Below are 12,971 nucleotides of genomic sequence, written 5' to 3' on the forward strand. Positions count from 1 at the left end.
TTATAGGAGAAAGACCTACAGCAGTAGTACACCATAGTTATGAGTGGAGAGGATGTTTATGGATTTGTTGAACCAAAGTAAGGATTCAGGTAGGGGATTGACTTTGCTTGGGGTGGGGTCGCAAAATTACTAAAAGAATGTGTAGCTTCGGACTTTCCCATAAAATGGCTCAATACGACCAGTTATCATAAGAAGAACTGGTAGAGATTATATTGGAACTTTGGAAGCAGCTAGAGCAACAGCAGGCTAAGCGTCAAGAAGCTCACCCTCGAAATCGAACGACTCGTGATCAGCCGAGACCTCGATAGTCAGACTTCATCCAAACCGCCATCAAGTGACTTGCTCAAAAAGTCCGAAAAGAAACCTTCACTCGTCTGCTGAATCCAACACTTCAGCTAAAAGAAAACCTGGAGGACAGCCCGGACACAAAGGAAAGACTCGTAAAGGTTTTGGACGAGTAGACCGCTGTGAAATGCTGCGTCCTTTACAATGCTCTATCTGCGGTGTGGTAAGCATTCAGCCGTCAGCCGTCAGCCGTCAGCCGTCAGCTTATTTTATTCAAAAGCACCTCAAGTAGCGTGGCCATAGGCCAATGGCTGATAGCTCAAAGCTGATAGCTCAAAGCTGATAGCTCAAAGCTGATAGCTCAAAGCTGATAGCTCAAAGCTAATTGCTGAAAGCTGATTGCTGAAAGCTAATTGCTGAAAGCTAATTGCTAATTGCTGATCTCTCAATGTATAGTGACCATACTATCCGTTGAAAGAAAGAGCATTTGAGGCATCTGAGTCAGAAGCTGCCGAGATAGTAGCAGCATTTTGTTCCGCCTCCAGTTTCGGCTTCAAGTACAAATTTTCTAGTACCAGAGCTGCACCAGCTACCCAAGGCGGAACAATCAAAGCACCAAGAATCCCCAAAACCTTTGCACCACCTAGCACTGCCAACAACTGATATAAAGGGTGAACTCTCACAGAAGACCCCACCAGTAGGGGGTCAAGAATGTAGGTTTCCAGATTCTGAATAATCACAAATAGCAGCAATACCCACAAGAAAGTCCATCCCCCTTGAGCAATTGCCACAATCAATGCTGGAATTGCTCCCAAGACCGGACCAAAGAAGGGAATCAAATTGGTCACCCCAGCAATTACACCCAAACCCAAGGCAAACTCTGACAGTCCCAAAAATTTTAAACCAACAGTAATCGCCATGCCTAAAATTCCTGAAACCACCACTCGCCCCTGAATGTAACCCCCCATCCGTTGGCTGACTGGCTTGACCTGGGCTGCCAATTTTTCATCCCAGGGTTTAGGAAACAAACTTACCCCCCCTTTAATCAATTGTTCAGACCCAGCTAACATATAACCAGACAGCAGTGTTGCCAGAATTACGGTAAACACTCCAGCAAGAAGACTCCGTGTCAATCCATAGGACTGCACTAGCAACTTCTGAGAGGAACTAATCACCCATGATGTAACCGTCCCAGCATCAAACATTTTACTCAGAGCCAGTTCAGTCATCCCTAAGCGAATCGCTAAAGCATCTAACAAAGAGGTTAAAACCTCCAAATAGGCTGGCAGTTTCCGAAATAAACGCTGAATTTGCTGAGCTACTGTTGGTCCAATCACTAAGCCGATCCCTGTCAAACCAGCGATTAAGCCTAAATAAACCAGAATAACCGCTAGCCAGCGGGGAATCCTTAACTTTTCAGCACTATCAATTATTGGTGCTAGAGTAGATGCGAGCACTACTGCAATCATCAGTACTACTAGCAAAGCTCTCAGTTGCCATAGCAGGACGATTGTCAAGCCAGTAGCAACAATAAGCAGTAAGTTAGCTAAGGAGATTTTAAGGCGTAGCATAGACTTCCATTTGCATGTTGAGTGCCTGCAAATAGTCTACAGAGAAAACAGCTGAATTAGTTGACGGTTGACGGTACGGTCTTCAACCTACCCTTTTGAATTTAGAATTCAGAATGCAGAATGTAGAATTTGGGCGTTGCTGAATAATGGAATGGGCATCAGGCGTGGAACTGGCATCTTGCCAGTTTCAATGTCAGCCATGCAAAGCGCGAGTGGGGGAAACCCCCGCAGGTCGGCGCTGCATCGCTATATCTTCGGGCGGGCAGGATGCCAACTCTACTCCTATTCAGCGCGAAGATTTAGCAACCCTAGAATTGGCAATTCTACATTCTTAATTCTACATTCTACATTCTGAAAGACACCCTACCCTATACCGAACGCCAAAGGCGAACAACCCCATAACCTTGGCCAAAGGCCACGCTACGCGAACAACCTTGATCAATCCAACTCCTCTTCACCCACATCATCAAGGGCTGGAGGAGCATCACCGGGTGTTCGCAACATTTCCACCATCTCCTGAATTTCTGCTGGAGGTGGGGGTGTCAGGCGAGAAACCACTACAGTCACGATGAAATTAAGCACCATCCCTACGGTACCAATCCCCTCAGGGGAAATACCGAAAAACCAGGGTGTCATACTATAGAATTTCACCCCAATGATGTAAACGGTGGTAAAAATTAACCCTACCACCATGCCAGCAATTGCCCCTTCTCGGTTGGTTCGCTTATCAAATACCCCTAACAGAATCACTGGGAAAAAGCTGGCAGCGGCTAAACCAAAGGCAAAGGCTACTACTTGGGCTACAAATCCAGGGGGATTGATACCAAAGTAACCGGCAATGGCAATGGCAGCAATTACCATAATTCGACCTACCATCAATCGTTGAGACTCTGACGCCCTAGGATTAACGATGCGGTAGTAGACATCGTGGGCGATTGAGCTAGAAATCACTAGCAGTAATCCTGATGCAGTGGATAGAGCAGCGGCTAGTCCTCCTGCTGCTACTAGGGCAATCACCCAGGGAGCAAGTTTGGCTACCTCTGGTGTGGAGAGTACAATGATATCTCGGTCAATCTTAATTTCATTGGTCTCTTTGTCCGGTTTCAGCTCAATCTTGCCATTGTTGTTTTTATCTTCAAAGGCCAATAAACCAGTATTTTCCCATTTCGTTGCCCAGTCGAGCTGACGCACTTCCTCAATGGTATGGTTATGGAGGCTATCAATCAGGTTATAGCGGGCAAAGGCAGCAACGGCGGGAGCTGTGGTGTAGAGTATGGCAATGAATAATAGCGCCCAGCCAGCGGAATAACGAGCAGCTCTAGCATTGCGTACGGTGTAAAAGCGTACGATCACATGGGGAAGTCCAGCGGTACCGACCATCAAGGCAATGGTGATAAATAAGACATCCACCATGGACTTGTTGGCAAAGGGTTTAGTGTATTCCTGGAAACCTAGATCTACCTGAATTTGATTGAGTTTCGGGATAATGTCACTGAAGGTGAATCCTAGCTGGGGAATGGGGTTGTCGGTCAGTAGAGTTGCGATCGCAATCGCTGGAATCAGGTAAGCCACAATCAACACGCCATACTGGGTTACTTGAGTCCAGGTAATTCCTTTCATCCCCCCCAGGACGGCAAAAAATGCCACAATTACCATGCCAATCACTACACCCTGAACGATATCCACTTGCAGAAAGCGGCTAAATACAATACCTACCCCTCGCATCTGTCCTGCGACATAAGTTAAGGAGACAAAAATAGCAGCAACTACTGCTACCAACCGAGCAATATTCGAGTAATAGCGGTCTCCCACAAAGTCCGGTACTGTGTATTTTCCAAACTTCCGCAGGTAAGGGGCTAACAATAGCGCTAGTAGCACATATCCCCCTGTCCAACCCATTAGGTAAATTGAGCCATCATATCCTAAGAAAGAGATTAGCCCTGCCATAGAGATAAAGGAAGCAGCAGACATCCAATCCGCCGCTGTAGCAGCACCATTAGCAACAGCGGGAACACCTTGATCTGCTACGAAAAACCCTTTACTATCGCGCACCCGAGAGCGCCAACCAATGTAAAGGTAGAGAATAAACGAAATAATGACCAATACACTGGTCCAAGCTTCAACTGTCATAGATATTTCTTTGTCTAAATAATTGCTATAGCGCTGCGCGCAGGGAATAGGGAATAGGGAATGGGAAAACGGGAATCGGGAAAAAATCCTATGTACATCATTACTATGAGAAACCCCATATAGGGATTGTTAGTAATTAAAAAACGGTATTTTTTTATTTTAAAATACTATAGAATTACCCTATGACAATTCCTGAATTGTCAGTGCTAATTGCTAACTATAAACAACTATAATTGATCTTATACCTTAGAGGATATCTGAAAAGTTTTTTATACTGAATTTTGCCCCCCTAACCCCCCAACTTTGGGGGAAGAGTCAATTTGCTTGTAAAAGTCCCCCAGAATTGGGGGACCCACGGGGGCTTGGATGTAGCAAATGAGACTTCTCAGACAACCTCTTAGTTAAGCAAAGCCATTTATTTACCAATTTAGTTGCCAATAGTAAACATTACTTTTTGTATTTACGGTCAATTTTATCCATCTGTATAGCGTAGATAAAAATTAGGACGACAAAGGTAAAAATACTACCTTGTTGTGCCATCCAGAAGCCTAGGGGAATATTCCCTACACTGACATTGTTTAGTAATGTTACTAGCAGAATGCTGCATAAAACGGATACGAATGCCCAAACAATTAGGAGATTCCGAATTAATGCAATGTTGGCACGCCAGTATGCCTGACGCTTGTTCTGGTTCATAGTTTTATTAGTAATGCACTAAATGTAATATTTGCCCTTGACTAGCTTCTGGATATAAAGCAACCACCGATAATTGCCCGTCAGCTATCAGCTATCAGCTATCAGCTATCAGCTATCAGCTATCAACTTACACGTTAGTTCCCTCGCCTGAGCGAGGAATTCATAGTCTTTGGCTTTGAGTCCGTTGAAGTCGTCAGCTAGATAGTTTGTTTTAAGCTGACGGCTGACGGCTGACGGCTGTTAGCGCAGCGTGCGCGTAGCCCATATGCTTACAATTGCCTTAACATGGCGTATCGGTATTTCAAAATGTGCTAGGGTATACAGAATATTTGCCGGAGCTTAGGGATAGGCTACACCAAAGGTGAACAAAAACCGTCTTTTCGGGGTTTTCTTAATAAAACTAAACAATTATGGGGATTTACTGGTGTCTTTAGGGCATGGCATTGGGCGATAGGCACCAGCATAGGCTAATCACATCTGTGCAATTTGCCACTGCCCCAGACCGCTTTTCCCGTTGTTTAAAGAAATATTAAATGAATTGTGAATATTATTTCGTCAAGAAATGTAAAGCTTAGAGCCAGATTATGTTAAGTTTCGATAAAATAAATCGTAAGTTGATCAGCAAAAGCGATCGCTAAAATTCAACCTCCCCATCTCCCCATCTCCCCATCTCCCCATCTCCCCACCCTCCCTGTAATTATAGGTATTCAACCTGAATTGATATAAGAGTATCCCTATTGATGGATACTACCATCGGGCATGATGGTATTGCTTAAGTTCGCCCCCTTGAGGTTGGCACGGTAAACTTTGTTGGGAGAACCCCAATCAGTAAGCTCCAAGGTATAGTCTAGTTGTGCTCCCTTGAGGCTAGCGTCGGAGAGGTTGGCATCGGAGAGGTCAATTCCCCTCAAGTCAGCCTGTTCAAGATTCGCTCCCATCAAGTTAGCCCCCCTGATATTGGCACTTATTAAATAGTGATCGATTGGCAATGAAGCACTTGTATTCAGATAAGCCAGATTTGCTTCTTGGAGATTCGCTTTCTCTAGGTTAACTCCACTAAGATTAATCCCGACTAGATTGGCTTTTGATAAATTAGCTTCCCTGAGGTTAGCTCTTTCGAGCTTAATTGTTTTGGCGGAAAGATGTGATAAGTTTGCTTCTTGCAGATTAGCTTGTTCTAAGTTAGCTTCTGTTAGGTTGCTCCAAAAAAGGTCAGCTTTTTTCAGGTTAGCTCTACGGAGATTAGCCCCACTGAGATTAGCTTTTTTCAGGTTAGCATTTTCTAGGTTAGCCCCTTCTAAGTTGACCCCTACCAAATTCGCTTTTTCTAGATTAGCTCCCGCTAAGTTAGCCCCTTCTAAATTAGCCTTTTCCAGATTCGCTCCTTTTAAATCCTCTCTGGAAAGTTCTAGCCCTGCTAAATTACAGTTTTGACAATTTTTTGTTTCCCGTAACTGGTCGAGAGGATTGTCTCGATTCATAATCAGCCAAGTAATTCCCAAAAGGGCAACCAATCCCAAGGAAATTCCCAAGATAAACGATTGTCTAAGTTTCATTGATGTGAGCTATGGTAGTTTTGGCGTTGCTGAATAATGGAATGATTTTAAGGGTTTTGTAGAATGGGCATCTTGCCCGTTCGAGATCTGGTCGGGCGGGCAGGATGCCCACTCTACTCCGATTCATTCAAAAATTCAGCAACGCCGTAGTTTTTGCTATCTCTGTTTTATCAAACTTGCTTTAAACCTTGATTTTTGCTGCTGAAAAGGCCGACTATTGACTATAGTTTAGGACTTACGAAGTTGAGTTAGTTTTGCCCCCCTAACCCCCAAAAATTGGGGGTAATGATGTTAAAGTACCCCAGAATTGGGTGATTTAGGGGGCTTTGCGTCAGTCCTGTTGTTGTTTTTGTATAATCCATGGCAGACTATAAGCAAGCACTGGTTAAAGACGGTAAGAATCCAGAAGGTCTAATTGTCTTTCCAGCTTTCATTACCCAGAAGGAAATGGATGCCCTTAAAGACTTTAGAGTGGGGGATCGGGATACGTTTGTTGTAGCCTATCCTAAATCTGGGACAACGTGGATGGAGCAGATTGTTCACTTGCTTGCTAACAATGGAGAGCAAGGGGACAAAGTATTGAGTGAAGCAGTGCCTTGGTTAGAAGGTGCAGCAACTCGTTATGGAGGTTTAGAGAATCTGATTAAAACTCCTAGCGATCGCCGTTACTTTCACACTCATTTACCGTTGTCTTTGATGCCAATGTTTGGGGAAACTAAAGCAAAGTATATTTATGTTGCTCGCAATCCTAAGGATAATGCTGTATCCTATTATTATCATGCATTGAGCAAAATGGGATACGAGGGGAGTTGGAGCGAATTTATTCAGCTATATCGTGAAGGTAAGGTTGCCTATGGCTCAATATTTGATCATGTATTCGACTGGTGGAAAGCGAGCCAACATTCAGATAATGTCATGTTTGTCAAGTACGAAGACATGAAAAAGAATTTAGCTCAAGTCGTTACCGATGTTGCTGGCTTTATAGATATTCCCTTAACGTCCAATTTACTCGATACTGTGGTTGCCGCCAGTGACTTTTCGGCAATGGCAATCAATCCCAAAGCTAATCTGGATTGGGTGCCTCAGCGAGAAGGTATCCCCAAACATATGCGCAAAGGAATTGTAGGAGATTGGAAAAACCACTTTTCTTCAGAAGAGACTAGTATTTTTGATGCTCTATATCAATCGAGAATGGCACAATTTGGTCTGGAATTTGAATTTGAATTTGAAGGGAGTAGGGAGTAGGGAGTAGGGAGTAGGGAATATGGCATCAAAAATTGTCACCATTGATTTAGGATTCCTATAGTAGTTTGCCAGCTTAGCTTTGTTAACATCTCCATCAATTGTGAGTGCTGAGTTTGAGTGCTAAGTCTGGTTGACTTTCAACCTTCAACTTTCAACCTTCAACTTTCAACCTTCAACTTTCAACCTTCAACCTTCAACCTTCCCTACACCAAGCACCAAGGGCGAACAAGTTGTTACTTTCACAATTCAGCTGCCGTCTTCACAATTCAGCCTTAATTGCGATGCCATGTGGTAACGCCACCACCCTGGTCAATCAACGTAATCCCTTGAGCTTGCAAGTCATCGCGAATGCGATCGCTTAATTCAAAGTTCTTGGTTTTCCGTGCTTCAGCTCGCTGCTGAATCAGTGCCTCTATTTCCCCATCACTCAATCCATCAGTAGAAACTTCAGTTTCTGCTTCTGGTTGTGCTTCTAACCCTAATACCTCGGCTAATTCCACGAGACTACGCCATTGCTGCTCTAGTTCTGAAGCAGGAGTCTCTGTTTTACCCTGATGTACGAGGATATTGCCTTCCCGGCGTAACCCTTTGGCCACTTCAAACAATACCGCTAAGCCTCCAGCAAAGTTTAAGTCGTCATCTACGGCTTCTTGGAACTGTTGCGCTATAGTTTTTTCTCCCTGTAGGGGGTTTGAGGGTGTGGGTGTGGGGGACTGGTTATCCCACCCTAATTCTTTACCATAGTTATGTCCAAAAAGCAAGCCCTCTTTGAGAGTTTGCCAGCCATTGGTAGCAGATGCGATCGCATCATCAGTAAAATCTACTGGCTTACGGTATTGCGCCATTAACACAAATAAGCGCACTGCCATCGGGTCAACGGGACGGTCGAGTAAGTCTCGGATAGTAGTAAAGTTGCCTAGAGACTTAGACATTTTCTCTCCATCCACCTTAACCATACCATTGTGTAACCAATAACGGGCTAGGCTTTTACCAGTTACAGCTTCCGATTGAGCAATTTCATTTTCGTGGTGGGGGAAAACTAAGTCAGAGCCACCAGTATGAATATCAATGGTTTCCCCTAGCATATCTCGCACCATCGCCGAGCATTCAATATGCCAACCTGGACGACCTGCTCCCCAAGGGGATTCCCAGGAGGGTTCCTCTGGCTTAGCGCTTTTCCAAAGCGCAAAATCAAAGGGGTCTTTCTTCTTAGGCTCAGTGGAGTCTGCTACATCTACCCGTCCACTGGCTCCTGCTTGCAAATCCTCTAACTTGCGCCCAGAGAGTTTGCCGTAGTCATCAAACCGACGCACTGAATAGTACACATCCCCATCCGCTTCGTAAGCATAGCCCTTTTGTTCCAACTCACACACCAGTCGCTTGATTCCATCTAAGGTATGAGTCGCGCGGGGGTAAGCATTAGCCTCTTGGACATTCAGCCTTGCCATATCTTCAAAATAGGCATCAATGAAGCGTTCAGATACTGCCTCCATAGAGGTGCCTTCCCTTCGCGCTCGGTTCAGGATTTTATCATCAATATCTGTAAAATTTTGGACATAATTCACATCATAGCCCCGCCATTGTAAGTAGCGACGAGCAGTATCCCAGACAATACAAGTTCTAGCATGACCCAAGTGGCAAAAGTCATACGCCGTAATGCCGCAGCAGTACATCCGGACTTTACCAGTTTCCAATGGCTCAAAGGATTCCTTGCGGCGGGTTAAGGTATTGTAAAGGTGTAGGGTCATGACAAAGAAAAGATAAAATCACCAACAGTGGGCTATAGATATACTATTGACATCCTCCCTGGTTATATCAAAGATTATAACCAGGGATTCCTAAGACTCACGACTTAGGTTTCTGTTTCCTTCTCCCCTTGGGGGAGTTTTTCGCACCAGCCTTCCGAGATTTACTCTCTTTCGCCGTAGGCGACGCTACGCGAACGGGTCTTACGGTCGCGTAGCAGACTGACACGGCAAGTCCTGCCGCCAAAATGTTAATTGATGCATTTATATCACGATTAGCCCGAAGGGCTACGCTACGCGAACGTGGTGAGCATTGCAGGATGGGCAATCCCATTCCCGAATATTCAAAGGTAAACACTCAAAACGATTTAGGCACACAGAACACAGTTTGCTACTAGGAAACCACTTATCAATGGCAATGGCTTCTCGATTATACCATTGAGACTTGTACTTAATCTGACGAATTATTTCCGCCCAGTTGGCCTCACTGATAACTTGAGCTAGTTTGTGATTTTTGACCAGATTTTTCACAGCAAAATCTTCAAACGCAATCAATTGGTTTTCTCTGACCAGTTGAGTAGTTAGCTTGTGGGGAAAATCTCGTCTAGCGTCTTTGATTTGTGCATGCACCCTGGCAACCTTTAAGAGGAACAGAACTAACGTCATTCAAAAAGAACAAGTCATCCTTTTTTTTCCATTCTGTCAACATTAAGGAAGTTTCCTTGTAGCTTATCCGTCGGGAGCGTTTGTACCAACCTGAAGTCCTAGCATCTAAAGCTTTGTTGTAAACAAGTCTTACACATCCTAGAGTTCTCCTCAGCAGAGTTTACTGTTCAGGGGTTGGATAGAAACGGTAACGGTAAGCTTTTTCGACCATTATTTACTCTTTAATATACATTCACATTTTAATCTATTCTGTGTAAATTGTCAAGTGGAGGTGCGACCCGTGGCGAATTTAATTACGGGTCAAGCGCACCTAGCAATTCATGAGGGGCTGTGTGGGTCACCTGCGTCCGCACTTTACACGCCCCGTCTCCCGTTATACCCGTAGGGTTAGCGGGAGATGAATTGCTGTTTCAGATAAAATACGATATCTTGGTAGATCTTGATTCTGAACTGTTTTCACAAGTTGCCTTATGCAAACTTTACCGACTGATTCCCCATCTGGTCAAGGGATGGAAGCTCCGAAACAAGGCTTACCCGTTACCATTATTACCGGTTTCCTGGGTAGCGGGAAAACCACCCTCCTTAACCATATCTTAAGTAATCAAGAAGGCGTCAAAACAGCAGTCCTTGTTAATGAGTTTGGTGAAATTGGTATTGATAATGAGCTGATTATCAATACTGATGATAATATGATCGCCCTGAATAATGGCTGTATCTGCTGCACCATTAATGATGATTTAATTGAAGCAGTTTACAACGTATTGGAGCATCCAGAAAAGCTGGATTATTTAGTGGTGGAAACCACCGGATTAGCTGACCCCTTACCAGTGGCGCTAAGCTTTTTGGGCACAGAATTGCGAGATATGACTCGTCTTGATTCTATTGTCACTATGGTAGATTCAGAAAACTTTAGTATCGATCTATTTAATAGTGACGTTGCAACTAATCAGATTGTTTATGGGGATATTATTATCCTCAACAAGACTGACTTGGTAGATCAAGCCAATGTAGACCAATTGGAAAGCAGGCTCAGAGATATGAAAACTGATGCTAGGATTTTGAAAACTACTAAAGCCCAAGTGCCAATTCCTTTAATTCTCAGTGTTGGTCTCTTTGAGTCCGATAAGTATTTCGACAGCAAAAGATCAGATCATGATCATCACCACCATGATCATGACCATCACCACCATCATGATCATGATTGTTGTGATGATGATCATGATCATGACCATCATCACCACCATGATCATTACCATGACCATGACCATGATCACGCTCATCACCATCACTCCGATCACCTAGAAATTGACGGATTCACGTCTCTTTCTTTCGAGAGTGACAAGCCCCTAGGGCTTCGGAAGTTTCAGGATTTCCTAGACAATAAGTTACCCTCTAATGTGTTCCGCGCTAAGGGAATTCTCTGGTTTGATCAAAGTCCTCACCGTCACATATTCCACCTCAGTGGTAAGCGTTTCTCTATTGAAGATGATGAGTGGAAAGGTGAACCAAAAAATCAATTAGTCCTGATTGGACAAGATTTAGATCATGATACATTACGTGAGGAATTAAACCAGTGTATCTCTTCAGAGTCTACCAATACAGGGACGGGGATTTGGTAAGTAATTGTTGAATTAAGAATGAATAATGGTGAATTGAGAATTAATAATTGAGAATTAATAATGGTGAATTAAGAATTAATAATTAAGAATTAATAATGGTGAAGGCAGAATTAATAATGGTGAAGGCAGAAGCCAGAAGCCAGAAGCCAAAATTCTAAATTATACCTAAATTCCCAATTCTTAATTCACCATTCCCAATTCTTAATTCACCATTCCCAATTCTTAATTCACCATTCCCAATTCCCAATTCTTAATTCTTAATTCCCAATTCCCAATTCTTAATTCACCATTCTCAATTCACCATTCCCAATTCACCATTCTTAATTCACCATTCTTAATTTCCCAAAAAAAACTTTTATAAAACCCTTGACAAAAATAATTATAATCATTACAATAATCAATATAAACCCGATGAGTTGGATTTTTTATTCATGTCACAAAAATTTTCCCGAAATTTCAAAAAACAACCTGCTCACCACGTCTTAAAAGGTTCTCGTGAAGCCGTAATCTATAGCATGCAGATGCTTTATTCCCTAGGCTATGCGGAGATTGCAGAATGGACTCCTCTGGAGAAAACTGATGTTCCCGGGGAAGTGATGACTACCATAACCAAGTATTGGCTGTTGCCATAACACCTTAACTTTCTGGGGGGGTTTCCCCCCCTTGGCCAAGTCACCTTTGGCCAATCCAATCTGATCACATCGGGTTAGAATTGGGAAGTTAGTGACATCGCGATTTCAACTGACTTATTGTGGATTTTAAATAGCCGTGGATAGTATTTCTACGGCTATTTTTTTGTAAGTATTTAGCTATCAGCGGTCAGTGGTCAGCGGTCAGTGGTCAGTGGTCAGCTTATTTTATTCAAAAGCACCGATTGCGCGTAGCAAATTAACTGAACGCGCACGCGTGTGCGTAGCACATAAGCTGTTCGCGTAGCGTGCGCGTAGCGCATTAGCTGACGGCTGAATGCTTAGCTAATACCTATGATAATTGCTATAATTAAGGTTAAGTTTATAAAACTAAAACGCTGATGACAGGAAGTAATATTAGACAACAACTCTTAGACCATATTGAGGCATTACCTGGAGAAGAAGTCAAAACGATTCTCTTACAATGGCTAATTATCCCATCTAGTAACTTAGAAGATTTTGAAAAATTACTGACCAATCAATCCAACCAAATAACAGAAGAATCCTTTGATTACGGAGAGATAGACTCAGGATTAAATTTTCAACCTCTCACTGAAGAGGAAATGGTTCAGCAAAGTATATTAGCCCTGGAAGCTTATCGTCGTAATGGTTCCTCAGTAGATCATAACCGTGTGCGCGAATGGGCAGATAGCTTGACCTTGCTAAGATACTATTAGCCTTAAATGATATAGCATTTATCATAGTAATGAGGTACACAGTTTTTTTCCCTATTCCCTATTCCCTATTCCCTATTCCCTATTCCCTATTC

14 protein-coding genes and 1 pseudogene are annotated in these 12,971 nt (G+C 43.3%); 7 read left to right on the plus strand and 8 right to left on the minus strand.

What is annotated here, in order from left to right; genetic code table 11:
- Window positions 1-137: 137 nt before the first annotated feature.
- Window positions 138-505, plus strand: a pseudogene (locus F6J94_RS20115) (hypothetical protein); the annotation flags it as partial.
- A 244-nt stretch (window positions 506-749) separates the two neighbouring features.
- On the opposite strand, the gene F6J94_RS20120 reads toward F6J94_RS20115, so the two are convergent.
- Window positions 750-1,856, minus strand: coding sequence for an AI-2E family transporter (locus tag F6J94_RS20120; RefSeq protein ID WP_293043658.1), 1,107 nt, complete (start codon window positions 1,854-1,856; stop codon window positions 750-752).
- Between the two features lie 146 nt (window positions 1,857-2,002).
- On the opposite strand from F6J94_RS20120, the gene F6J94_RS20125 reads away from it, so the two are divergent.
- On the plus strand, window positions 2,003-2,191 hold the full coding sequence (locus F6J94_RS20125; protein WP_293043660.1) for a hypothetical protein: 189 nt from the start codon (window positions 2,003-2,005) through the stop codon (window positions 2,189-2,191).
- A 103-nt stretch (window positions 2,192-2,294) separates the two neighbouring features.
- Here F6J94_RS20125 and F6J94_RS20130 read toward each other — a convergent pair whose 3' ends face one another.
- The 4 genes from F6J94_RS20130 to F6J94_RS20145 all read right to left on the minus strand — a co-directional run bounded on the left by F6J94_RS20130 (window position 2,295) and on the right by F6J94_RS20145 (window position 6,365).
- Window positions 2,295-3,986, minus strand: a complete 1,692-nt coding sequence (locus tag F6J94_RS20130; protein ID WP_293043662.1) for a sodium:solute symporter family protein — start codon at window positions 3,984-3,986, stop codon at window positions 2,295-2,297.
- A 447-nt stretch (window positions 3,987-4,433) separates the two neighbouring features.
- Window positions 4,434-4,682 carry a DUF4212 domain-containing protein gene (locus tag F6J94_RS20135; protein ID WP_293018832.1) on the minus strand — a complete coding sequence of 83 codons (249 nt, stop codon included), beginning with the start codon at window positions 4,680-4,682 and terminating at the stop codon, window positions 4,434-4,436.
- 734 nt (window positions 4,683-5,416) lie between these two features.
- Entirely contained in the window at window positions 5,417-6,238 is an 822-nt protein-coding gene (locus F6J94_RS20140; RefSeq protein ID WP_293043664.1) for a pentapeptide repeat-containing protein, read from the minus strand.
- Window positions 6,228-6,365, minus strand: a complete 138-nt coding sequence (locus tag F6J94_RS20145) for a hypothetical protein (RefSeq protein WP_293018830.1) — start codon at window positions 6,363-6,365, stop codon at window positions 6,228-6,230. The genes F6J94_RS20140 and F6J94_RS20145 overlap by 11 nt, the downstream gene beginning before the upstream one ends.
- A 233-nt stretch (window positions 6,366-6,598) precedes the next feature.
- Between F6J94_RS20145 and F6J94_RS20150 the strand changes: the two genes are divergently transcribed.
- The gene (locus F6J94_RS20150) at window positions 6,599-7,483 is read left to right on the plus strand and encodes a sulfotransferase domain-containing protein (protein WP_293043666.1); all 885 of its coding nucleotides are present in this window, start codon (window positions 6,599-6,601) and stop codon (window positions 7,481-7,483) included.
- A gap of 130 nt (window positions 7,484-7,613) precedes the next feature.
- Entirely contained in the window at window positions 7,614-7,778 is a 165-nt protein-coding gene (locus F6J94_RS20155) for a hypothetical protein (RefSeq protein WP_293043668.1), read from the plus strand.
- Here F6J94_RS20155 and cysS read toward each other — a convergent pair.
- The 3 genes from cysS to F6J94_RS34365 all read right to left on the minus strand — a co-directional run bounded on the left by cysS (window position 7,756) and on the right by F6J94_RS34365 (window position 10,051).
- Window positions 7,756-9,231: a cysteine--tRNA ligase gene (gene cysS, locus F6J94_RS20160; protein WP_293043670.1), complete on the minus strand. Its 1,476-nt coding sequence runs from the start codon at window positions 9,229-9,231 to the stop codon at window positions 7,756-7,758. The genes F6J94_RS20155 and cysS overlap by 23 nt on opposite strands.
- A 285-nt stretch (window positions 9,232-9,516) precedes the next feature.
- Complete coding sequence (locus tag F6J94_RS34360) at window positions 9,517-9,858, minus strand: RNA-guided endonuclease InsQ/TnpB family protein (protein WP_367142245.1); 342 nt, start codon at window positions 9,856-9,858, stop codon at window positions 9,517-9,519.
- Complete coding sequence (locus F6J94_RS34365; RefSeq protein ID WP_367142246.1) at window positions 9,833-10,051, minus strand: helix-turn-helix domain-containing protein; 219 nt, start codon at window positions 10,049-10,051, stop codon at window positions 9,833-9,835. Before F6J94_RS34365 ends, F6J94_RS34360 begins: the two co-directional genes overlap by 26 nt.
- A gap of 313 nt (window positions 10,052-10,364) precedes the next feature.
- Between F6J94_RS34365 and F6J94_RS20170 the strand changes: the two genes are divergently transcribed.
- The 3 genes from F6J94_RS20170 (at window position 10,365) to F6J94_RS20180 (ending at window position 12,879) form a co-directional block, all read left to right on the plus strand.
- A complete protein-coding gene (locus tag F6J94_RS20170) occupies window positions 10,365-11,513 on the plus strand; it encodes a GTP-binding protein (RefSeq protein ID WP_293043672.1) in 1,149 nt (382 codons plus the stop codon).
- Window positions 11,514-11,944: 431 nt separating this feature from the next.
- Window positions 11,945-12,145 (plus strand): hypothetical protein, encoded by a 201-nt coding sequence (locus F6J94_RS20175; RefSeq protein WP_293021272.1) that lies wholly within the window; start codon window positions 11,945-11,947, stop codon window positions 12,143-12,145.
- Window positions 12,146-12,543: 398 nt separating this feature from the next.
- Complete coding sequence (locus F6J94_RS20180) at window positions 12,544-12,879, plus strand: hypothetical protein (RefSeq protein ID WP_293043674.1); 336 nt, start codon at window positions 12,544-12,546, stop codon at window positions 12,877-12,879.
- The last annotated feature ends 92 nt before the right edge of the window (window positions 12,880-12,971 follow it).

Source organism: Moorena sp. SIO1F2 (genome assembly GCF_010672755.1).
GTDB lineage: Bacteria > Cyanobacteriota > Cyanobacteriia > Cyanobacteriales > Coleofasciculaceae > Moorena.